Source organism: Fodinicola feengrottensis, assembly GCF_039530045.1.
GTDB classification, from domain to species: domain Bacteria; phylum Actinomycetota; class Actinomycetes; order Mycobacteriales; family HKI-0501; genus Fodinicola; species Fodinicola feengrottensis.
This window is the reverse complement of record NZ_BAAANY010000037.1, coordinates 1-22,715: the sequence shown is the minus strand read 5'-3', so window position 1 is coordinate 22,715 and position 22,715 is coordinate 1. Positions and strand designations below refer to the sequence as shown.

The window sequence follows — 22,715 nt, the reverse complement described above, 5'->3', positions numbered from 1 at the left end:
TCAGTATGTGACAAGATCAGGCCATGCATCGCGTCGCCGTCCTGGCCCTTGAGGCCGTGATCCCGTTCGAGCTCGGCATCCCATCGCGCATTTTCGGCGCCGCCACCGGTCCTGGCGGCGAACCGCTTTACGAGGTGGTGACCTGCACTCTGGATGGCCAGCCGGTGACCAGCGACGCTGGCTACACCATCGGCACCGATCTGGACGCAACCGCCCTGACCAGCGCGAACACCGTTATTATCGCGCCCTTTCACACCCCGCCAAGCAGGACCAACCAGCCACGTCTCGCGGCCGCGTTGGCCAGCATCGCGCCGGGAACCCGGATCGTGTCGATCTGTACGGCCGCATATGTGCTGGCCGCCGCGGGCCTGCTGGACGGCCGGGAGGCAACCACGCACTGGGCCGAGGCCGACCACTTCCAGGCGATGTTTCCGCTGGTCAAGGTGGAGCCGGCGGCGCTCTACGTGGACAATGGAGACGTGCTGACCTCGGCTGGCGGCGCCGCCGGGGTGGATCTCTGCCTGCACCTCGTCCGCCAGGACCACGGCGGCGCGGTGGCGAACCGGGCGGCCCGCAACTGTGTGGTGCCACCGTGGCGGGACGGTGGCCAGGCGCAGTACGTCGAGCTGCCGATGCCAGCGCCCTCGACCGCGAGCACCGCGCCGGCAAGGGCCTGGGCGTTGGAAAATCTTCACCGGCCACTGCCGCTGTCCACCTTGGCAAGCCGGGCCCGGATGAGTGTGCGTACGTTCACTCGCCGGTTCCGCGACGAGGTGGGCGTGACGCCGGGGCACTGGCTGACCACCCAGCGGATCGAGCGGGCGCGGCAACTGCTGGAAACCAGCGACCTCGCGGTGGATCAGGTCGCCGACCAGACCGGGTTCGGCGCGGCGTCCTCCTTCCGGCTGCACTTCCGTACGGCGCTGGGCGTCTCACCAATGGCCTACCGGCGGAGGTTCCTCACAACCCGGTCGACAACCGAGACGGCCGGCAGTTATCGTAGTGGCACATAAAGCAAACTGTACTAGTACAATGGAGGTAGGGTGGAGACGACGACGCGGACGGTTCCGCTGCGCTACCGCGAACGGATGACTGACGAGCAACTGGCCGTCTACGCGATCCTCGACGAGGCCCTGGTCTGTCACGTCTCGTACGTGCTGGATGGTGAGCCGCGGATCCTGCCCACGCTGCACGCTCGCGACGGCGACACGCTGCTGCTGCACGGCTCGTCCGGCAGTCGGCTCGGTCTGCTGGGCCGTGAAGCGGGCCAAGAAGGCCTGTCGGTTTGCGTGGCGGTGACGCTGATCGACGGCGTCGTGCTGGCTCGCTCGGCCTTCAACCACTCGGTGAACTTCCGTTCGGTCGTCGTGCACGGCCGGGCTCGCCTGGTCACCGATGTGGAGCGCGAGAAAGCCGCGCTGGACGCCTTCATCAACCAACTCGTCCCGCACCGCGCCGACCATTCCCGCCCCGCCAACCCGCAGGAACTCGCGAAGACAGCGGTGCTGGAGCTGTCGCTGGCCGAGGCAGCGGCGAAGGTACGCGCGGACAAGACCGATTTCGACGATCCCGAGGACATGGGCCTGCCGCACTGGGCCGGCGTGATTCCCCTGAAAACCACCGCTGGCCAGCCCAAACCCGCCCCGGAACTGACCGATGCGCCGGTGCCTGACCACGTCCTGACCTGGAGGCCGACCCGATGACGACCACCGAGCAGCTGACCGCCGCGGACTGGGTCAGCGCGCCAACGCTGACCGGCCAGCACGTACGGCTAGAGGCGTTGTCGCCGGCGCACGCCGACGGTTTGCTGGCCGCGGCGGACCACGACGAGGTGTTCCAATGGCTGTCGGTGCCGCGACCGACCAGCCGGCACGAGATGACCGAGCAGATCACCGACATCCTGGCGCAGTGGGACCGCGGCACCCGGGTGCCGTACGTGCAGGTCGATCTGCGCGATGGCGCCGAAGTCGTCGCCGGCATGACCTCTTTCTACGAGATCAACGCCACCACTCGTACGGTCGCGATTGGCTACACCTGGTTGGGCCGCCGGTTCTGGCGTACGCCGCTGAACACCGAGTCGAAACTGCTGATGCTCACCCGCGCCTTCGACGAGCTCGGGGCGGTACGCGTGGTGTGGCACACCGACGAGTTCAACGCCCGTTCACGAGCGGCGATCGCCCGTCTCGGCGCGCAGCCGGAAGGCCTGCTGCGCAAACACAAACTGCGCAAAGACGGCACCTGGCGGACCACCGCGCAGTTCGCGATGACCGACGACGACTGGCCCGAAGTGCGCCGGCGGCTCACCGATCGCGGCGAAAAATGATCACTAAACCGCATTGACCGTTTAAGCTCGGCGCCATGGGCGAGGTCGCGCAGCTGGACGAATCGCTGCTCACGCCTGTCCTGCGGCAGGCGTGCGAGCTGGCCGGCGTGCCGTCCACTGTGGACTCCCCCGCCGTGCTGTGGCTTTCCGAAAACGCGGTGGTCGCGCTCACGGACGTGCCGGTGGTGGCGAAAATCGGCCGCGAGCCAGCCGTCGCGGCGCGGGCCCAGCTGTCCCTGAAGGTGGCCGGCTGGCTCGCCGAGCAGGGCCTGCCGGCGGTGCGCCCGGCCGCCGGCATCGCGCCGGAGGTGGTGGTCGTGGACGGGCATCCGGTGAGTTTCTGGGAGCCACTGCCCGAACCGGTACGCCCGGCCCGCGCCTTTGATTTGGGCCTGTTGCTACGGATGTTGCACGCCCTGCCGGCGCCGCCTTTCCAGCTGCCGCGCCGCGATCTGCTGGCGAACGTGCCGCGCTGGCTGGCCGCCGGCGGCGCTGGCATCTCCGCCGCCGACGCGGCTTTTCTGCGCAGCCGGGCCGAAGAGCTGACCGCCGCCGTCGCGTGCCTGACCGCACAGCTGGAGCCCGGCGTCATCCACGGCGACGCGCTGCCCCGGAACGTGCGGGTCACCGAGCGCGGCCCGATGCTGCTCGACCTGGAAACCTTCGCCGACGACTTTCGCGAACACGACCTGACCGTGCTCGCACTCGCCCGCCGCCGCTACGGGCTGGACCCGGACGACTACGCCGCCTTCACCCGTTCGTACGGCTGGGACGTAACCGACTGGTCTGGCGCCGAATTGTTGATGGCGGCAAGGGAAACCGCGAGCGCCGCCTGGGTAGCTCAGCGGACGCCCGGAAACCCGACCGCTCAGGCGGAGTTCGCGACCCGCGTTCGCGGTCTCCGAGCCGGCGACACCACCGCCCTCTGGCACGCTTTCTAGTGTCCTGCGTCTGAAGTTCGTTGCTTTATTCGGTGATCCAGACGGTGATCTGAGTGCGCCGGAGGATCGTCCTCATACTGGTGGTATGTGGGCGGTTCTCCGGTGCTCTCAGTCGCCGTCTGGGCGCCGGAGAAAGTAATGAACTTCGGGCGCAGGACACTAGCGTGTGAAACAGATGGTGATCCGGTCTGGACCGGGCACCGCGAGGACCTGCACGCGTACGCCGGCCACCACGGCCTCGGCGCCGACGATCGGGGGCAGCGCCGCCTCGAAACAGGCACCCGCGCAGGGTCGTACGCCGAGCGAATGCACCACCACCGCGGGCACCACGCCGAGGTCGTCGCCGTTGGCTGTCCGGTATTCGACCGTGACCTCGCCACCGGCCACCGGGCACACCGCCACTGTCGACTTTCCGTCGCTGGACTCGCCAAGTGCCACCACCGTGACCTCTTCGTCCACAGTGGACAGAGGGACGGTGGCTCGGTACGCCGGCAGATGCCGATAGAGCGTGGCCGCCGAAACTCGCCGCGCGGTACGGAAAAGGTCCGTCCCGGGCAGCAGCGGCAGGCCAGCGAACGCGGCCGGCCGGGCGATCGGGTAGTCTGCGATCTGGTCGGCGCCCATCACGCAGTACGGGCCGGACCCGGCCGAAAAGCCCAGCATCGCGCCCATCGCGCGCTGGTAGAACTCCAAGGTGGCCGGGTTTTGGTCCAGCACCACGTCCGGACAGGACCCGCCGGTGTCGCACGGCGGCTCGTGGACGAAGGCGACCACGTGGCCGTAGCGGCCCAGTGGCACCCCGTCCATCACGGCCTGTGCGCGACACGCGGCGAGGATCGCCCGCCGGTCGGACCGCAGGTCCTGGTGTGCGGCGCCGGACAGCACCGACCATGGGCCGATGTCGAATTTCAGGTCCAGATGGCCAAAAGTGCAGCGCAGCCAGTAGTCACGCAGGCTCCAACCGTTCGGCTGCTGGAAAATCTCGGCGAACACCCGGTCCGGCCACGGCCGCAGGGCACGGCCGCCGGACCAGCCGGTCTCCCACACGTACCGCAGCACCATCACCGGGATGGTACGGGTGGGTTTCTCAGTCATGACGGGAAAATCTCCCCGGGCCCGTCATCCTGCGGCGCATCTTCGACATGCGCGTAAAGCACCCGCACGGAAGCGAGCGAAGCGCAGGTCAGCGCGCCGACCGGGCCGCCGTGGTCCGCGCCGGCCACTGCCGCCTCCGCCACGAAGAGCAGCCCAGCCGGCAGACTCCCGCCATAGTAAGGAAAACGCCGGGCCGTGGTGATCAGCACACCGCCGACCGTGTACGGGTCGGCCTTGGGATCCTCGACGATCCCGCCGGAGATGAGCGCGTCGTGCAGGACCATCAGCTGCGTCTCGGTCACCAGCCCGACACCGCGCAGCGAGGCCAGCCGTTTCAGCAGGATCTCGGTGCGATCGTCGGTCGCCTCCGGGTCGTACGTGTCGGCATCGGTCAGGTAGTCCTGCACGGACTGGCCAATCCTGGTGGCCTCTTCGATAGTCGTACCCATGGTGCGCGCCTCCCGTGCGGCGGTGATGACACGGCAAGCTTGCGAGCCGGCCGGGGCCGGTTGACGAATGCTGACGAAACTGGACGGGCGTAAAAGGCCCTTTACACCGGGCCGCCGAGCAGGGCAGCCTGGACCCTGCCCGGAGCCTGGAGGTGCTGGTGGGAGCGCTGCCGAAGCCGCGGTTACCGGATGGTCCGGCAAAGACCCTTTTTGACGCACTGCACGACCTGCACCACCAGGCCGGCTGGCCGAGCCTGCGGGACATGGCGCGTGAGGTCGGTTGCAGCCACACGACGGTGTCCGGCGCGTTCGCCGGCCCGCGGGTGCCGCGCTGGGGTCTGCTGGAGCTGATCGTCGAGACGCTGCACGGAGACGTGGAGCGGTTCCACCAGCTGTGGCTGGCTACCAGTGCCAACGCGCCGGCCGTCGTGGCGCAACCACTGGCACAACCATTGGCACAGCCACAAAGCGCGCCCGTACGCCCGCGGCAGCTGCCCGCCGACATCGCCGGCTTCACCGGCCGGCAGGACCAGTTGGCCGACCTCGACCGGCTGGTCGCCGAGCCGGCCGACGCGACCGCTCCTGTAGTCATCTCGGCGGTCTCCGGCACCGCCGGCGTCGGCAAGACCGCGCTCGCCGTGCACTGGGCGCACCGGATCGCCGGGCTGTTCCCGGACGGCCAGCTTTACGTGAATCTGCGCGGATACGACCCGGAACGACCGATGGGCGCGACCGAGGCATTGGAGGGATTCCTGCGCGCACTCCAGCCGGACGACGCGGCCATCCCGCCGGGGCTGGCCGAGCGGGCGGCTCGCTTTCGCACCCTGGTCACCGACCGGCGGATGCTGATCGTGCTGGACAACGCGCAATCCGGCGCCCAGGTCCGCGACCTGCTGCCCGGCACCGGTACGTGCGTGGTGCTGGTGACCAGCCGGGACACGCTGCCTGGCCTGGTGGTGCGGCATGGGGCCGTACGGGTGAACCTCGATCTGCTCTCTCTCGACGAAGCGGTCGGCCTGTTGCGCAAGCTCCTGGGCACTCGGGTCGACGACGAGCCGGAGCCCGCGGTCGCGCTCGCACTCGCGTGTGCCCGGCTGCCGCTGGGGCTGCGGATCGCCGCCGAGCTGGCGCTGACCCGGCCGCGGACCCGGCTGGCCGACCTGGTCGCCGAGCTCGGCGACGAGTCCCGGCGGCTGGACCTGCTGGCCGCCGGCGACGATGAATACACCGCCGTACGCACCGTCTTTTCGTGGTCCTGCAGGAACCTCCAGCCCGCCGAGGACCAGCTGTTCCGGCTGCTCGGCGCCCACCCGTGCCGGACCCTGGACGACCACGCGGTGGCCGCGCTCGCCGGCACCGACCGGGTCGGCGCCCGCCGACTGCTGGATCCGCTCTGCCGCGGCCACCTGGTCGAGGAGGACACCGCTGGCCGGTTCGGGATGCACGACCTGCTCCGGGCGTACGCGGCGGAGAAAGCCACCGAGCTGCCAGACCTGCCCGCCGCGCTGACCCGGCTCGCCGACTACTACACCCAAGCCGCCCAGGTCGCGGTGAACACCGCTTTGGGCGAGCGGGCCCGCGACTGGCTGGACCGGGAGCGCCCGCACCTGCTGGCGATCGCGCCGGGTCGGGCCGGTCAGCTGTCCCAGGTGTTGGCCGGCTACCTCGACACGGCCGGCCACTACGCCGACGGCGTCACACTCCACACACTGGCTCTAAAGGAGGCGGCCGGCGATCCACACGACGAGGCGACAGCGCTCAACCTACTCGGGGTCGTACGCCGCCGCCTCGGCGACTACGGCGCCGCGACCGAGCACCACCAAAGTGCCCTTGAGCTGCACAAAGCCGCCGGAGACCAGGCAGGTCAAGCGGCCGCGCTGCACGGGCTGGGCATCCTGGCGTGGCGGCTCGGGCACTACCTCACGGCACGCGAGCGACTGGAGCAGGCCTACGAGCTTTTCACTGTCGCCGGGGACCGCGTTATGCAAGGCACCGTGCTCTACGGACTCGGGACCGTACATCTACAGCTGGGTCTCTATCGCGAGGCCGTGGACCATCACCTCCGGGCACTGGAACTCCATCGCGAGACCGGCAACCTGCTCGGCGAGAGCCGGACGCTCAACAACCTCGGCAACGCGTACGAACGGCTCGGCCGGCTCCCCGATGCATTGGACCATTTCCGCAGGTCACAGGCACTGAACAGGCAGCTCGGCAACCAGCTCGGGGTGGCCGTGGCGCACACCAACCTGGGCGGCGCCTACACCCGGCTCGGCGAATACGACGCGGCGCTCGCGCACCTTCGCGCAGCGGTGCCCATCTACGCGGCTGCCGGCTACCGGATCGGCGATGTCGACTCGCTCTGCGCGTACGGCCTGTTCTACCTGCGTTTCGGCCAGCATGACCAGGCGCTCGACCACCTCCGGCGGGCGGTGGCGCTGTCCCAGGAGCTCGGCGAGCTGGACGTACAAACGCGCGCGCTGGTCGGCCTTGGCGACACGCTCCGGCAGGTCGGTCGGCGCGCCGAGGCGCAGCAGCAGTACGACGAGGCGCTCGCTCGCGCGGACGAGACGGGCGACCGGTACGAGCGCGCGCGTGCGCAAGTCGGACTGGCCCGGTTGTACGCGGACGAACCCGAGGCACGGCAGCACTGGGAAGCCGCGCTGGCCCTCTACACCGAGCTTGATCTGCCAGCTGCCCTCGAGATCCGGGTCAAGCTAGGGGGCGTCGAACAGGGCGCTGACTGACTCGCCGTTGTGGATCCGGCGCATCGCCTCGGCCAATGCCGGCGCGATCGACAGCACGGTCAGCTTCGGCACCCGCTCGCTCTGCGGAATCGGCACCGTGTTCGTACAGACGATTTCCAGCACATCGGGCTGGTCACTGATGCGTTTCAAAGCTCCGCTGGCGAAAAGCCCGTGCGTACAAGCGACGCGGATCGTTCGTACGTTCAGGTCGCGGAGCCGGTCCAACAGCTCGATCACCGTGCTGCCCTTGGCGATCTCGTCGTCCAGCACGATCACGTCCCGGCCGGTCACGTCCCCGATGACCGAGCTGATGCTGACCCGGTCGTCGGCGAACCGCTGTTTGGCGCCGGCCGCGACCGGGACACCGAGCATCCGGGCGAACGCGGCGGCTTCCTTGGCATTGCCCAGATCCGGCGACACCACGGTGGTGTTTGTCAGGTCATAGCCGGCGAAATGCGCGGCAAGCTCCCGCAATGCGTGCAGGTGGTCGACTGGGACACTGAAAAATCCGTGCACCTGCGGGGAATGCAGCGTCATCGCCAGCACCCGGTCGGCGCCGGCGGACACCAGCAGATCGGCGACCAACCGGGCGCCGATGGAAATGCGCGGCGCGTCCTTCTTGTCGGACCGCGCATAGGCGTAATAGGGCATCACCACGGTCGTACGCCCCGCCGACGCGCCCCGGGCGGCGTCCAGCATCAGCAGCAACTCCACCAAATTCTCCTGAACCGGGCGAACCAGCGGCTGCACCAGGAAAACGTCCCGTTCCCGGCAGTTGGCCTGCAACTGGACTTCCAGGCAGTCGGTGGCGAACCGCTCCACTCGCACTGGATGCAGTGGCTGCTCTAGATGCGAACAAATCTCCGCTGCCAACTGCGGGTGGGCACTGCCACTGAAGATGGCGATGTCTCGCACCAACTGCTCCTGTGTGGGGTCGACCGGGGCAGATACGAGAAGAGCCTACCTAATCGGTTCAGCCGACCGTACGGTCGGTACGCAATCCGGCGATCTCGTCGGCCGTCCGCCCGAGGCCCACCAGCACCGCGTCGGTGTGCTCCCCCAGCGCCGGCACCGCGCCCATCGTCGCCTCGGCGTCCGCGTACGTGAACGGCGGCAGGATCGCGTCGAACGTCCCCACCGGCGTACGTACCGGCCGCCACCGGTCCCGCGCCGCGAGCTGCGGATGCTCGATCAAGCCGTGCACATCGTTGAGCCGCGCATTCCCGATTGCCGCCGCGTCCAGTTTCGCGACCAGGTCTTTCGCGTCCAGTTTCGAGGTTTTCTGGGCAATCGCCGCGTCGACGGCGGCGCGGTTGCGGGTACGAGCGATGTTCGTCGCGTAGTCGGGATCCCGCGCCAGCTCCACCCGCTCCAGCACATCGGTAACGAACCGTACCCACTCCCGGTCATTCTGGATGCTGATCAGCACCTGCTTACCGTCCGCCGTCGGATATCCCGTGTACGGCACCACCGAGGGATGCCCGAGCGCCGACCGCTTCGGCAACCGCCCGGTCCCTTTCGTGTAGTAGAGCGAATGTCCCATCCATTCCGCGATCGCGTCCAACATCGACACCTCGACGCTGGCTCCCCCACCACCACGTTCTCGCCGGAACAGCGCCGAAAGAATCGCCGTGAACGCGTACATCCCGGCGCCGATATCCACCGTCGGGATCCCCGTCTTCACCGGCGTGTCGTCCGTACCGGTCACCGAGGCGAGCCCGCCTTCGCCCTGCAACAGCAGGTCATAGCCCGGTTTTCCACTGTACGGGCCACCCGTCCCGTAGCCGGACATGTCCACCACGATCAGCTCCGGCTTGGCTTTTCTCAGTTTCTCCGCCGAAAACCCCAGCCTGGCCGCTGCCCCGGGAGCCAAGTTCTGGACGAAGACATCCGCATCCAGAATCAGGTCCTCGACGATTTTCTGTCCCTTTTCGGACTTCAGGTCGACGGCAAGCGACTCTTTTCCTCTATTGAGCCAAAAGAAATGCGCCGCCAGCCCGTTCACCGCATCGTCGTACCCACGCGCGAAGTCCCCGCCGTCCACTCGCTCCACCTTGACCACCCGCGCACCAAGGTCCGCGCAGTGCCTGGTCGCCAGCGGCGCGGCCACTGCCTGCTCAATGCCGACAACCGTGATCCCCTCAAGCGGCAGCACAGGCCCTCCTTCACCTCTGGGCTTATCGTCACACCTGCCGCACCCCTTGCTGGCGTGAGATTTCGGACAGTGCCCGTCGCGACTCGTGCACAAGATGTCGTACCCGCGAGGGAGGATGGGCCCATGAACGACGTGGCCGCCGCCTTCTCGGAATCGACCCGAGCGTGGTTCGGTGACGCGTTCACCGCACCTACCCCGGCGCAGCTGGGAACCTGGGAGGCGGTCGGTCGCGGTGACAACGTCCTCACCGTCGCCCCTACCGGGTCGGGCAAGACGCTCGCCGCGTTCCTCGCCTCCGTCGACCGGCTCGCGTCGACGCCACGAGATGAGGACAAGCCGCGCTGCAGAGTCGTCTACATCAGCCCTCTCAAGGCCCTTGCCGTGGACGTGCAGAGGAACCTGCGAACCCCACTGGTGGGGATCTCCAGAGCAGCCGCGAGGCTGGGTCTGCCAGAGCCGGACATCACGATCGCCATGCGCAGCGGCGACACCCCGCCCAACGAACGCCGCGCGTTCACCAAGCACGGCGCGGACATCCTGATCACCACACCCGAGTCGCTGTTTCTGCTGCTCACCAGCCAGGCGCGGGACGCACTGCGGGCGGTGGACACGGTGATCGTGGACGAGGTGCACGCGATGGCCGGGGGCAAGCGAGGGGTTCATCTCGCGCTCTCGCTGGAGCGACTCGACGCCCTGCTGGAGCGGCCGGCGCAGCGGATCGGACTGTCCGCGACCGTACGACCGGTCCAGGATGTCGCGAGGTTCCTGGGCGGCAGCCAGCCGGTCACCGTGGTCCAGCCGCCGTCACACAAGACGGTGTCGCTTCAGGTCGTCGTGCCCGTCGAAGACATGTCAGACATGTCCACCGCGCAGCCTGGCAACGCCGACGAGGAGGTCGGGTCCAAGTCGATCTGGCCGGCGATCGAGGAGCGGGTGTACGAGCTGATTCGGGCGCACCGAAGCACGATCGTCTTCACCAACGGCCGCCGGGCCGCCGAGCGCCTCACGTCCCGCCTCAACGACCTGGCCGAAGAGAACCCATCCCCCCTCACCCATTTCCCGGCGATGGCGGTGGGCCAGTCCGGTACGGGCAAGGGCGCGCCACCGGTGATCGCGAAGGCGCACCACGGCTCGGTTTCCAAGGAACAGCGCCGGATCGTCGAGGAGGACCTGAAGGCCGGCCGGCTGCCGGCGGTGGTCGCCACCAGCAGCCTGGAGCTGGGCATCGACATGGGCGCGGTCGACCTGGTCGTGCAGGTGGAGGCGCCCCCCTCGGTGGCCAGCGGCCTGCAGCGGGTCGGCCGGGCCGGCCATCAGGTCGGCGCGGTGTCGACCGGGGTGATTCTGCCGAAATACCGTGGCGATCTGGTGTCCTGCGCGGTGGTCGCCGAGCGGATGTCCGCTGCCGCGATCGAGGAGCTGCACTGCCCACGCAACCCGCTGGACGTGCTGGCCCAGCAAATCGTCGCGATGGTGGCGATGGACGAACAAACCGTGGACGAGATCGACGCGCTGGTACGCCGAGCCGCCCCCTACGCCGAGCTGCCCAGGTCCGCCCTCGAAGCGACGCTGGACATGCTGGCCGGCCGCTATCCCAGCGACGCGTTCGCCGAGCTGCGGCCGCGGCTGACCTGGGACCGGATCACCGGGGCGCTGACCGCCCGGCCGGGCGCCCAGCGGCTCGCGGTGACCAGCGGCGGGACCATCCCCGACCGCGGGCTGTTCGGCGTCTTCCTGGCCGGCGAGAAGGGATCCCGGGTCGGCGAGCTGGACGAGGAGATGGTGTACGAGTCGCGGGTCGGCGACGTTTTCCTGCTCGGCTCCACCTCCTGGCAGATCCAGGACATCACCCCGGACAAGGTGATCGTCACGCCGGCGCCTGGGCAGCCCGGCCGGATGCCGTTCTGGAAGGGCGACACTCCCGGCCGGCCGTTGGAGCTGGGTCGCGCGGTCGGCGCGTTCGTACGCGAAATGACCACCGCCAAAGAGCCCAAGGCCATCGCCAGGGCCAAAAACGCGGGCCTGGACGACTGGGCCGCGACCAACCTGCTGAGTTATCTGGCCGATCAACGCGAAGCGGCCGGCACCTTGCCCGACGACCACACCATCGTCGTCGAGCGTTTCACCGACGAGTTGGGCGACTGGCGAATGTGTGTCCACTCGCCGTTCGGCGCGCCGGTGAACTCGCCCTGGGCGCTGGCGCTGACGGCCCGGCTGCGCGAGCGATATGGGGTGGATGGGCACGCCGTCGCGTCCGACGACGGCATCGTTCTTCGGCTCCCCGACATGGAAACTCCGCCGCCGGCCGAAGTGGTCGTTTTCAGTCCAGAGGAAATCGAGGAGGTCGTCACCGCGGAGCTCGGCGGCTCGGCGGTCTTCGCCTCCCGGTTCCGCGAATGCGCGGCCCGGTCCCTGCTGCTCCCGCGGCGCCGGCCCGGGCGCCGGGCGCCGTTATGGCAGCAGCGCCAACGATCCGCGCAGCTGCTCGCGGTCGCCGGCGAATACGGCGAATTCCCGGTTGTGCTGGAGGCGATGCGGGAATGCCTCAACGACGTTTTCGACCTTCCTGGCCTGACCGGGTTGATGCGCGAGATGGGCAACCGAGAGACCAGAGTCGTGGAGGCCGCCACCGCGCAGCCGTCGCCTTTCGCGCGGTCACTGCTTTTCGGTTATGTCGGCGCTTTCATGTACGAGGGCGACGCGCCGCTGGCCGAGCAGCGCGCCCAGGCCCTCGCACTGGACACCACCTTGCTCGCCGAGCTACTCGGCCGCGCCGAGCTGCGCGAGCTGCTCGACCCGAACGTGCTGGTGGAAACCCTTCAACAGCTCCAATATCTGACCGACGAGCGCCGAGTGTCCACTGTGGACGGGGTGGCCGACCTGCTGCGGTTGCTCGGCGGGCTCACCGAGGCCGAGATCCAGGAACGTGGCGGCCGCCTGGAATGGTTGGCGGAGCTGGAGAAAACCCGACGGGCGATCCAGGTCCGGATCGGCGGCGAGCACCGGTGGATCGCCATCGAGGACGCCGGCCGGGTTCGGGACGCACTCGGTGCCGCGCTTCCGGTCGGCGTGCCGGACGTTTTCACCGAGCCGGTGGCCGACCCGCTGGGGGACCTGGTGTCCCGTTTCGCCCGTACGCATGGGCCGTTCTCGTCCCACCACGTGGCCGAGCGGTTCGGGATCGGCATCGCGATCGCCGCCTCCGCGCTGCACCGGCTGGCGTCCGCCGGCCGGGTGGTGGCCGGTGAGTTCACCCCAGGCGGATCCGGCGCGGAGTGGTGTGACACCGAAGTCCTGCGTACGCTCCGGCGCCGCTCACTCGCGGTGCTGCGGGCCGAGGTGGAGCCGGTGCCGGCGGCCGCGCTGGGGACGTTTTTGCCAGCCTGGCAGCGCATCGGCCCGCACCGGCCGAGCAGCGGCGGGGTCGACACGCTGGCCGACGCGATCGGCGGCCTGCAGGGCGTGCCGCTGCCGGCGAGTGCGCTGGAGCAGCTGATCTTGCCGGCCCGGGTGCCGCACTACTCCCCCGCGCTGCTGGACGAGCTGTGCGCGTCCGGCGAAGTTCTGTGGGCTGGCAACGGATCCCTGCCCGGCAACGACGGCTGGGTGGCGCTCAGCTTCGCCGATACCGCGCCGCTGCTGCTCCCCGAGCCGCTGGCCCTGGCCGAAGGCCCGGTGCCGGCCGCGGTCATCGAGTGCCTGGCCGGCGGGCAGGCGCTGTTCTTCCGGGACATCTCCGACCGGGTGGGCACCGCGCTTGGTTCGCCGGTCGCCGACGACGACCTGGTGGCGGCGATCTGGGAGCTGGTCTGGGCGGGCCGCCTCAGCAACGACACGCTCGGCCCGCTGCGCACCCTGCTCGGCGCCGGCCGTACGAGCCACCGACCGTCCACCGGCACCGCCCGGGCGGGTTTTCGGCGAGCCCAACGCCGGCCTCGGCTGCCCACCCGGGCCGGCCCGCCGACGGTTGGCGGCCGGTGGAGCCTGCTGCCCGACCGCGAACCCGACCCGACCTTGCGCGCGCATGCGGCCGCGGACGCGCTGTTGGAGCGATATGGCGTGCTCACCAGGGGATCGGTGACCAGCGAGGGGGTGGCCGGCGGCTTCGCTCGGATCTACTCGGTGCTGTCGGCGCTGGAAGACGCTGGCCGGGTGCGCCGGGGCTACTTCGTGGACGGCCTCGGCGGTGCCCAGTTCGCGCTGCCCGGCGCGGTCGACCGGCTCCGATCGCTGGCCACCGACCTGCAGCGCCGCCAGGAGATCCGCCGCGACCTGAGCCCGGACAGCCACCGGCCGGACCTCGCGCCCAGCTCGACCGTCCTCGCCGCCACCGACCCCGCCAACCCGTATGGTGCGTCGCTGAGCTGGCCAGACCGGACGGCGGAGTCCCTCGGCGGCACCACCCACCGACCCGGCCGCAAGGCCGGCGCGCTGGTCGTGCTGGTCGACGGCGCATTGGCGCTCTACGTCGAGCGAGGCGGCCGGACGCTGCTGTCCTTCACCGCCGACTCGGACACTCTGACAAGGGCGACTGCCGCACTGGCCGAAGCGGTGCGGGACGGCTTGCTCGGCTCCCTCACGGTCCAGCGCGCCAACGGCGCCGCGGTCACCGACTCCCCGCTGGCTGATCTTCTCGAACAAGCCGGTTTCCGTCCCACTCCCAGCGGCCTTCGTCTCCGCAACTAATTTAGTTGAGCGATAGAGGCTCAGCTTTACTGCGTGATCATCTAGAGTCAGCGCATGCCTTCTTTGATCACCCGGCGGCTGGGCTTGCTGCGGGACCACGATTTCCGGCAGCTATGGGTGGCTGACCTGGTCAGTCAGCTCGGCAGCCGGACGGCATTGCTGGCCGTCCCGTTCCTGGCCGTCGTCACCTTGCACGCCTCCACGTTCCAGGCGTCGCTGCTGACCGCGGCTGGTACGGCCGGCTCGCTGCTCTTCGGGCTGCACGCCGGCGCCTGGCTGGATCGCGTACGAGCCAGGCCCGTCCTGATCGTCGCCGACCTCGCTCGTACGGCCCTGTTGCTGTCGATCCCGGCGGCGAGCCTGCTCGGCGCCCTGACGTTGACCCAGCTGTACGTGGTCGCCCTCGCCAGCAGCGTGCTCACCGTCTTCTTCAACGTCGGCCAGCCGGCGTACCTGCCACGCCTGGTCAACTACAAGGACCTCGTCGAGGGCAATACCAAACTCGCCACCAACGCCTCGGTCGCGGCGCTGGCCGGCGCGGCACTGGGCGGTTTCGTGATTCAGGTGCTAAGCGCGCCGGTGGCGATCGCGGTGGACGCGGCCAGCTATCTGCTGTCGGCGGCCGGACTGGGGCGTATCAAGGCCGTCGAGCCTGTCCAGCGGCGATCGCCGGGCGCCGCGCTGCATGGGGAGATCGGCGAAGGGCTGCGGTTCGTCGCCGGGCATCCGGTGCTGCGGGCGATGGCGCTGAGCACCGCGCTGCTGGTCCTGTTCCAAGGCGCGAACAGCGGCATCATGATCGTTTTCCTGGTCCGCGAGGTCCATCTCGGCGCCGGCGTCATTGGCGTGCTCAGCACGGTCGGGTTACTCGGCGCGTTGGTGGCCGCCGCCACCACCGGTCGCCTCGCGGCCCGGCTCGGCGAGGCCGGCACGATGCTGGTCGCGGCGGCGGCCGTGGGTGCCGGATTCCTGCTCTATCCGCTGACCGCTCCCGGCTGGGCGCTGGGCTGGTTCGTGGCCGCCAACCTGCTCGCGAGTTTCGCCATCATCACCGCGAACATCGTGCAGACGAGCTGCCGACAGCGGCTCTGCCCGGCCGGCCTGCAAGCCAGGGCCAGCTCGATCATGACGATGGTGAGTTGGGGCATGCTGCCGCTGGGCAGCCTGCTGGGTGGCGCGCTGGCGAGCGTCTTCGGGCTGCGGGCGACGCTCACGGTGGACGGGATCGGCGTCGCGTTGTCGATCCTGCCGCTGCTCCTTTCCCCGTTGCGTACGATGCGCGCGCAAAATTCCGGGACAGACAAGCAAAACCAGGAGACCAGTTTGGGGAGCCACTGAATTCCCTTATTTTGCTCTTTTTGCTCGCAAGGTTTCGGTGTCTTTTCAGGGAACCTGTTGCAGACTGGTGATCTCCCCTGGAGTACGGTCTGTCCGTCATGCCACCGCATTCCGCCCGGCCTGGCCGGCACACCCAACTCTCCCGGTGGGTTGTGAACCCCCGGGAGACAGGCGTGCGCGAATTCCGGACCGGTGGTGGTCAGTGATCCGGGTGCTGGTGGTCGATCTCGATGTTCTTGTCGCTTCCCTGCACGCCGGCTTCGTCGACGCCGTGCCCGGGTTCAGCGTGCTCGGCACCGCGCATTCCGCGACCGAGGCGCGTGGCCGGATCGCCGAGCTGACACCGGATCTGCTGCTGCTGGATCTGCACCTGCCCGACGATTCCGCGCTGCGGCTGCTGGCCGAGATCGAGATCGACACCATGGTGCTGACCGCGGCGGCCGAGTCCACGACCGTCCGGGCGGCATTGCGGGCGGGAGCTCTGAATTACCTTTTGAAACCATTCACCGCCGCCCAGCTCGGCACCCGCCTCACCGCCTACGCGCGTTATCAGGCCCTCCTACAGGGCAGCCAAACCCTGCGGCAAAACGACATTGACCGGGCCGTGCGGGCGCTCCACGACAACGACCGGTCCAGCACCGCGAAAGGCCAGTCGCCGGTCACCGCCCGACTGGTTACCGACGCGTTGCGGCGGGCCGGCCGGCCGCGGTCGGCGATCGAGATCGCCACCGAGCTGGGCATTGCCCGGGCCACCGCACAGCGCTATCTGGGCGCTCTCGCGGAAAGCGGCGAGGCCCGCATCGGCCTGCGGTACGGCGCCACCGGCCGGCCCGAACACGAATACAGCTGGTTGGGCGAGGAGATCCAACTGGCCGACCCGCCCGCCGACAGCACCGCTGTCGAGGATCTGGCAGGCCGGCCAGAAGGTTCACCCGGCGTTAGCTGATCGCGTACGCCCGGATGATCGTCACCTTGCCGGTGTTCCCGGCACTGTCGGTGGCGGTCGCCCGCAACGACACGAATCCGCTGCCCGGGTTGGCAACGGTTGCGGCCCAGGCTTTCGGGCCGTTCGCATTCACCGCCGCCGACTGCCACGTTTTCCCGTCATCGGTGGAAAACTCAACGGTCACACCGGTGACGGAATTCGCCGTCACCTGCTGGTCCACCACGATCGGAATACTGAATCCGGCACCTGCCGGCGCGGTCCCGTGGTCATCGGTTTTCGGGGCGAACCGCGGCGCGAGCAGCGGCAGCGTGTACCCGTTCGAACCAGTGACCTTCTTCGACCGGAAAGTCAATTCGCCGCTGACCGAAGTGGACAGTGCGCCAAGCGACTGGCTCTGCGTCACGACCATCCGGTACGAAGCGTCGGCCGAAGGCGCGTGATAATCGATATATCCAGGCCCGTCGGCGACTTTCACTCCGTCCTTGTAGAGAACGGCGCTTGCGCCACCTGTGAAGAGAATCCCGCGATAACGTTGGTCGCCCCCGGAGAACATCGGCGGTTGGGAAACCAGGTCGTCCGCGAGCTGCCCACTGCGCAGCGGCGCATCCGGCCCGTCCGCGAAGAAACCCGGTCCGAGAGCTGGCGCGTTGGCCACGTCGGTGAAGTCACCGGCCACGACCGGACCCGGTTCGCGCAGGAACGACGCGACCGGCTGCCCGTCGGGTGTGTTGAGCTGGGCCAGCAGAGTCCAGCGCTGCGCCCCTGGACTCAGGTATTCGGTCTGCACGCCCGGTTTCGTGGACGCGGCCCCGGTCGGGAACTGGAACGGAACGACCCCATCCGGCAGCGAGAAGACCGCGGCCCGCAGCGCCTGGCCGGAGAACATCGTCGGCAGCACCTTCTGTCGCACTCGGGAAAGCCCGGCTTTCTTGGCATGCAACAGAACCCCGGTCGGCATCCGGCCCGCGGTCAGTTGCGCCAAGTGGTACGCGTACGCCGAGTCGACGAAATCGCCGGCCGGGCCGGGATCCGCCCAGTCACTGGTCACCACCTGGCTGTAAAGCGCGGCCGGGGCAGCTGCCCCGATCGTGCCGGTCAGCAGGTGAGCAGGATCCTCGGCACCGAGTCCGGTGCCGGCCACCGACCCACTGGACGTATAGAACGTGCCATTGGTCCCGATGCTCATGCTCTGCGCACCGGCTTGGTCCACCGTGACGTCGGCTGGCTTGGCCTTGCGCGTGTCCATCACCACCGTCAGGTCGTGGTTGACGGTGAGGTAAGGCGCTATCAGGTCAACAGAGCTGCTATCGGACTCGAACGTCAAGACCTCGGCCGCATACTGGCCCTTGGGCAACCGGACACTCGCGGTGCCATCCTGATCGCCGTCGGAGGGGAAACGGGTGACATCCTCGCCGTACGCCACGAATCCGAGTAAGTAGTCCGCCGGCGGTGGCCCGCCGTCCCGGCCAATCGTCTTGATCGTCAGGTTGTAGCTCTCGACCTCGCGGTTGACGGCGATCGGCGTACGGACAGACTGCCCGTCAGTCGTGTTGGCGATGATTCCGCCGGTGTATTCGCCGTCCTTCCCAGCCACCGCGGTGTTCGTGGTGAAGGTCGCGGCGGCGTCAGCTCCGGCCGGCACGGTCAGCGTTTTCGGGGTCACCGCGAACATCGCGGCTGGCGCTGACTTGCCATCCGGCCCGCGTACGTCCGTGGACAACGCCAGCGTCAGCGGTGTTTTTCCGTAGTTGTGGTAAGAAACGGACTGTGCGGCCGGCTTGTCGTCGTTATGCGGCCACACCTGCGTCGGCACCGAAACGCTCGGCGGGTTGGCCACCAACTGCTGACCGACCGCGCGGCCGATGTCCAGGCGTCCCGCGCCCTGCGCGAAAACACTCACCTTCGGCAGGGTTTTCGCGGACGCCATCAAGGCCGCCTTCAGCTGCTGGCCGGTCCAGTCCGGATGCTCGCCGGCCAGCACCGCGGCGGCACCGGCCACGTGCGGGGTAGCCATCGACGTGCCGTCCAGCGCCACATATGCGGGATTGTCACTCGGATTGCCAATCACGCCGTTTTTCGCTTTGGCGGCAACGATACCGACGCCCGGCGCGACGATGTCCGGCTTCAGCGCCTCGTCGAGCTGGCGCGGGCCCTGGCTGGAGAAGGGCGCCAGCTGGTCCTTCCCGTCCACGGCACCCACGGTCAGCGCCTGGTCAGCCGACCCAGGTGAGTTGACCGAGCCGGCGAACCCGTCGTTTCCAGCCGCCACCACGAAAAGCGTGCCGTTCTGCGAGCTCAGCTGGTTCAGCGTACTGACCAGCGGATCGCCCCGTCCCGAGGCCGGTCCGCCGAGGCTCAGGTTGACGACCTTGGCCTTGACCGTACGAGCCGCCCACACCATGCCGGCCAGAATCGCAGACGTGTCGCAGGAGTCGCCGTCACACACCTTCCCGACGGCGATTTTCGCGCCAGGGGCCACCCCGGAATATTTGCCGCCAGACGCGGCCCCCGAACCAGCCGCGATCGAGGCCACGTGGGTGCCGTGGCCGAAGGTGTCGTCGGCGCTCGCCGCGTCGGTGAAGTTCTGTTGCGCGGTGATTTTCCCGGCGAAGTCAGGATGAGTGGCGTCGATGCCGCCATCCAGCACCGCGACTGTCACGCCGGTCCCGCTATATCCGGCTTTCCAGGCCGTGGGGGCACCGATCTGGTTGAGGTTGTCGCTGACGTCGTTCAGTTTCAGCTTGCTGTCCAACCAGATCTTTCCAGCCGACTTCGCGCTGTTCCAGAATGCGGTGGCAGCGGACTTCTGTTCGCGTACCGCCGTCACACCAATCTCCGGCACATTCCGCCGCAGCTGGGCACCGACCAATTTCGGCTGGACTTTCTGGTCGTGCTGCACAATTACCGGCAGCGTCGCGCTGTGGGCGTCGTCATATCTGTACGACACCAACGCGTCGACGTCAAACAGTTCCCGGTCGAGTTTTCCAGCCGTCACCAACCCAGCCGCGTCAGCCGGAATGACGTAATGGTGTTTGCGTTCCACCTGACGGAACATCGGGATCTTCTCCCGGCCTTTGGCCGGACGTACGCCGGTCACCGTGCTGCCGCTCAGCTGCACCTTGTCGCCGGTGATCAACGTGATTGTCTGGGCCGGCTGGGAAGTTCGTGCAGGAGCGGCGGTCGCCGCCGCTCCCCCGCTGGTCGCCAATAACGCTAAAACGGTGGCCGCGGTGACCGCGTATCTCTTCCGTGCTCGCATCCACACTCCCTAAAACAGGCAACGTCATTTACACCGATGCCTGGGAGCGGGTGTACGGCCTCACCTCAACCCAGTAGTGGCCCGATCCGGCCGTCGCTCGGGCGTACGAGCGCGCCGGGCGCGAATCAATCGCCAGGCCAGGACGGCGACGAGGATCAGGATGATCAACGGCAGGCCGAGCAGCCCCAACAGCCGCTGCGCGCTCTCGTACGCGGCACCGGCCACATAGCCAATCGTGGTCACGCCGGTCCCCCATACCACCGCACCCGTCACGTCGTACCCGGCGAACCGCCGGTACGGGACGCCGGCGCGGCCGGCAAGTCGGGGCACCAACGTACGTACGACGGCGACGCAGTGCGCGGTGCCCACGGCCCACCGGGCCCGCTCGCGAAGGCCGGCCAGCAGCCGCTGTTCGCGCTCGGCACCGACCTTGCGATCGATGATCCTGGTCAGCCGCCCGGGTCCGGCAGTGGTCGCCCGCCAGCCGCGCCAATACCCGTACTGGCTACCGACCGCAGTCGCGACCACCGCGGTGACGATCGCGATCGGAAGCGGAAAAGCGCCGCCCCGGGCGAAAAGCCCGAGCGCCATCGCCACGCTCGCGCCGGGCAGCACGACGCCGATGAGCAGGCCGGACTCGGCTGTCAGCCAACCGGCGGCGAGCAGCAACACGACCGGTGCGGGCAGCACCTCGAGCAGACCGGAGAGCAGGCCGGCGATGGTCAAGACTTCGGACCCCGCGCGAGGTAGACGACCGCGGGCGGCACATTGCGCCAGACCGTACGGGACACCTCGACCTCGTCGAAGGCGGCCCGCAGGCCCGCCAGCAACCGGCGAGCCGGCGGCGCCCACCGGCTCCACGTGTACGCGAACTGGGTGAACGTGCCGTTCGGAGCCAACGAGCCGGCGATCGTACGGATCAGCGGACCGCTGTAGGCGGCCCAGGGCAGTCCGCTGACCACCGCGTCCGCCGCCGGCAGGTCCCGGTCGGCCAGCACTTGGCACAGGTCGTTGGCATCCGTACGGACGACGTCGACCTCCGGATAGCGCGCAGTCAGCACGTCGGCCATCACGTCGCTGAGCTCGATCGCGAGATGCCGTCCGCGACCGGCCAACTGCCGCCGGATCGCGCCGGTGAAAGCGCCGGTTCCCGGCCCAAGCTCGACCACCACAGGCACTACGGACTCGGCCATTGCCGCGATCGGCGCGGTCATCGCCGCCGCGAGGGCCGGCGAACTGGGCAGCACCGCGGCGGTGGTGAGCGGCGAACGGACGAACTCGCGCAGGAACAGCCGGGCATCCGAGGATGGTGCGGTCATGGGGAAAACCTAACCGGCTGCCGCCGCGCGCACATCAGCCGGAATGATTACGGCAAAATCCCGCTACAAGGGTTCGCGCGGTAGCTACCGTACGTCCATGCTGATTCCACCCTTTTCGCATCCCTACCGGCAAGCGTCTGCGGCATGATTCGTCGTCTCGCCCTGCTGGGAGCCACTGTCCTGACCGCTTGCGCGGTGCCGGCCGCCGCGGCCAGCTCGCCGGTCCTTGAGGCCACCGCCACGTACCAGAATCCGCCCACGCTGCCCGGCGGTGGCGTGCTCGGTGGCTTCAGCGACATCTATCCGGCGGGCACCAGCGGAAAGACGTTCTGGGCGATCACCGATCGGGGACCGAACAACTCCGACGGCGACAACCCGATCTTCGTCGACCCGACCTTCACCCCGGAGATCCTGCTGGTTTCCCGAGACGGGTCGAAACTGACGATCCAGCAGCAGATCCCGCTGCGTACGCCCGACGGCTACACCGACCCGGTGACCAAGACCCGGCTGATCACCGGCCTGCCGAACCTGCCGACCGACGACGCGCCGGTCGACGTGCACGGCAAGGCGCTGCCGCTGGACCCGTACGGCGTCGACACCGAGGGGTTGGTACGAGCACCGAACGGCACTTTCTGGATTTCCGAGGAAAACCGGTCGAGCGTGCTGCACGTCGACGCCGACGGCACGGTGCTGTCCCGCCTCGTACCGTCGAACCAGACGACTTACCAGGCGCCGGGCGTGACCGTGCTACCGATCCTGCCGGCGATCGTCAGCACCCAGAAGCCGAACCGGGGTTTGGAGGGCCTGGCGATTTCCGCCGACGGCAACACTCTCTATGTGGCACAGCAAAGTCCGCTGAACAACCCGACCACCAGTGTCAGCAAGAAATCCCGGAATCTGCGGATCTATCGGCTGGACACCAAAAAGCCGAGCGTCACCGGAGAATTCGTGAACGTACGGGACAAGGACAACTCCGACGACGGCGACTGGAAGACCTCGGCGATGGTGTGGCTGTCGCCGGACCGGCTGTTGATCGAGGAGCGCGACGCCGAACAACCGACTGTCCACACGTTGCTCTATGCGGTGGATTTCGGCCACGCGACGAACATTCTCGGCACCCACTGGGACACCAGCGACACTCCGACGCTGGAACAGCTCGGCCCGTCCGACCTCGCCGACAACGGCGTGGTGTCGGGCAAGAAGACGCTGGTTTTCGACGCCAAGAAAGCCAAACTCGGCAACGGCAAGATCGAGGACCTGGCTCTTACCCCGGACGGCGGCAAATCACTGCTGACGTTGATCAATGACAACGACTTCGGCGTCGACAGCATCACATCGAACGGCACCGTCAAGCTCAACAAAATCCCGACCAGGCTCGACTCGTACCAGATCGACACGCCCTAGCCTGAGTTTCCCTGCTAGCTGATCGTTCGGCGTGTTTTGTGTTGTGGTGTTTGGGT

Annotated in this window: 16 protein-coding genes; 9 read left to right on the top strand and 7 right to left on the bottom strand. The window is 68.4% G+C overall.

Annotated features, from left to right (window positions below):
* The first annotated feature begins 23 nt into the window (after window positions 1-23).
* From ABD301_RS35165 to ABD301_RS35150, 4 genes are all read left to right on the top strand, one after another.
* A complete protein-coding gene (locus ABD301_RS35165) occupies window positions 24-1,013 on the top strand; it encodes a GlxA family transcriptional regulator (RefSeq protein WP_344314492.1) in 990 nt (329 codons plus the stop codon).
* 75 nt (window positions 1,014-1,088) lie between these two features.
* The gene (locus tag ABD301_RS35160) at window positions 1,089-1,703 is read left to right on the top strand and encodes a pyridoxamine 5'-phosphate oxidase family protein (RefSeq protein ID WP_344314561.1); all 615 of its coding nucleotides are present in this window, start codon (window positions 1,089-1,091) and stop codon (window positions 1,701-1,703) included.
* The gene (locus ABD301_RS35155; protein ID WP_163573351.1) at window positions 1,700-2,323 is read left to right on the top strand and encodes a GNAT family N-acetyltransferase; all 624 of its coding nucleotides are present in this window, start codon (window positions 1,700-1,702) and stop codon (window positions 2,321-2,323) included. Before ABD301_RS35160 ends, ABD301_RS35155 begins: the two co-directional genes overlap by 4 nt.
* A 35-nt stretch (window positions 2,324-2,358) precedes the next feature.
* A complete protein-coding gene (locus ABD301_RS35150) occupies window positions 2,359-3,264 on the top strand; it encodes a phosphotransferase enzyme family protein (RefSeq protein ID WP_344314491.1) in 906 nt (301 codons plus the stop codon).
* A 159-nt stretch (window positions 3,265-3,423) separates the two neighbouring features.
* On the opposite strand, the gene ABD301_RS35145 is transcribed toward ABD301_RS35150, so the two are convergent.
* Window positions 3,424-4,359, bottom strand: coding sequence for a hypothetical protein (locus ABD301_RS35145; protein WP_344314490.1), 936 nt, complete (start codon window positions 4,357-4,359; stop codon window positions 3,424-3,426).
* A complete protein-coding gene (locus ABD301_RS35140) occupies window positions 4,356-4,808 on the bottom strand; it encodes a hypothetical protein (RefSeq protein WP_344314489.1) in 453 nt (150 codons plus the stop codon). The genes ABD301_RS35145 and ABD301_RS35140 overlap by 4 nt, the downstream gene beginning before the upstream one ends.
* A gap of 158 nt (window positions 4,809-4,966) precedes the next feature.
* Between ABD301_RS35140 and ABD301_RS35135 the strand changes: the two genes are divergently transcribed.
* Window positions 4,967-7,552, top strand: a complete 2,586-nt coding sequence (locus ABD301_RS35135) for an ATP-binding protein (RefSeq protein ID WP_344314488.1) — start codon at window positions 4,967-4,969, stop codon at window positions 7,550-7,552.
* On the opposite strand, the gene ABD301_RS35130 is transcribed toward ABD301_RS35135, so the two are convergent.
* Both ABD301_RS35130 and ABD301_RS35125 read right to left on the bottom strand, forming a co-directional pair.
* Window positions 7,523-8,467 (bottom strand): ribose-phosphate diphosphokinase, encoded by a 945-nt coding sequence (locus ABD301_RS35130; RefSeq protein ID WP_163573356.1) that lies wholly within the window; start codon window positions 8,465-8,467, stop codon window positions 7,523-7,525. The genes ABD301_RS35135 and ABD301_RS35130 overlap by 30 nt on opposite strands.
* Window positions 8,468-8,525: 58 nt before the next feature.
* On the bottom strand, window positions 8,526-9,707 hold the full coding sequence (locus ABD301_RS35125; protein WP_344314487.1) for a CaiB/BaiF CoA transferase family protein: 1,182 nt from the start codon (window positions 9,705-9,707) through the stop codon (window positions 8,526-8,528).
* Between the two features lie 123 nt (window positions 9,708-9,830).
* Here ABD301_RS35125 and ABD301_RS35120 point away from each other — a divergent pair, with 123 nt between their 5' ends.
* From ABD301_RS35120 to ABD301_RS35110, 3 genes are all read left to right on the top strand, one after another.
* On the top strand, window positions 9,831-14,393 hold the full coding sequence (locus ABD301_RS35120) for an ATP-dependent helicase (protein ID WP_344314486.1): 4,563 nt from the start codon (window positions 9,831-9,833) through the stop codon (window positions 14,391-14,393).
* Window positions 14,394-14,447: 54 nt separating this feature from the next.
* Window positions 14,448-15,731 carry an MFS transporter gene (locus tag ABD301_RS35115; RefSeq protein ID WP_344314485.1) on the top strand — a complete coding sequence of 428 codons (1,284 nt, stop codon included), beginning with the start codon at window positions 14,448-14,450 and terminating at the stop codon, window positions 15,729-15,731.
* Between the two features lie 202 nt (window positions 15,732-15,933).
* Window positions 15,934-16,677 carry a response regulator gene (locus tag ABD301_RS35110; RefSeq protein WP_344314484.1) on the top strand — a complete coding sequence of 248 codons (744 nt, stop codon included), beginning with the start codon at window positions 15,934-15,936 and terminating at the stop codon, window positions 16,675-16,677.
* Here ABD301_RS35110 and ABD301_RS35105 read toward each other — a convergent pair.
* From ABD301_RS35105 to ABD301_RS35095, 3 genes are read right to left on the bottom strand one after another with little or no spacing between them, the layout of a single operon-like run.
* Window positions 16,670-19,936 carry a S8 family serine peptidase gene (locus tag ABD301_RS35105; protein ID WP_344314483.1) on the bottom strand — a complete coding sequence of 1,089 codons (3,267 nt, stop codon included), beginning with the start codon at window positions 19,934-19,936 and terminating at the stop codon, window positions 16,670-16,672. The two genes, ABD301_RS35110 and ABD301_RS35105, sit on opposite strands and share 8 nt — an antisense overlap.
* Window positions 19,937-19,996: 60 nt before the next feature.
* Complete coding sequence (locus tag ABD301_RS35100) at window positions 19,997-20,662, bottom strand: DedA family protein (RefSeq protein ID WP_344314482.1); 666 nt, start codon at window positions 20,660-20,662, stop codon at window positions 19,997-19,999.
* Window positions 20,659-21,255 carry a class I SAM-dependent methyltransferase gene (locus ABD301_RS35095; RefSeq protein WP_344314480.1) on the bottom strand — a complete coding sequence of 199 codons (597 nt, stop codon included), beginning with the start codon at window positions 21,253-21,255 and terminating at the stop codon, window positions 20,659-20,661. The genes ABD301_RS35100 and ABD301_RS35095 overlap by 4 nt, the downstream gene beginning before the upstream one ends.
* Before the next feature lie 144 nt (window positions 21,256-21,399).
* On the opposite strand from ABD301_RS35095, the gene ABD301_RS35090 reads away from it, so the two are divergent.
* Window positions 21,400-22,659: an esterase-like activity of phytase family protein gene (locus ABD301_RS35090; RefSeq protein ID WP_344314479.1), complete on the top strand. Its 1,260-nt coding sequence runs from the start codon at window positions 21,400-21,402 to the stop codon at window positions 22,657-22,659.
* Window positions 22,660-22,715 lie beyond the last annotated feature (56 nt).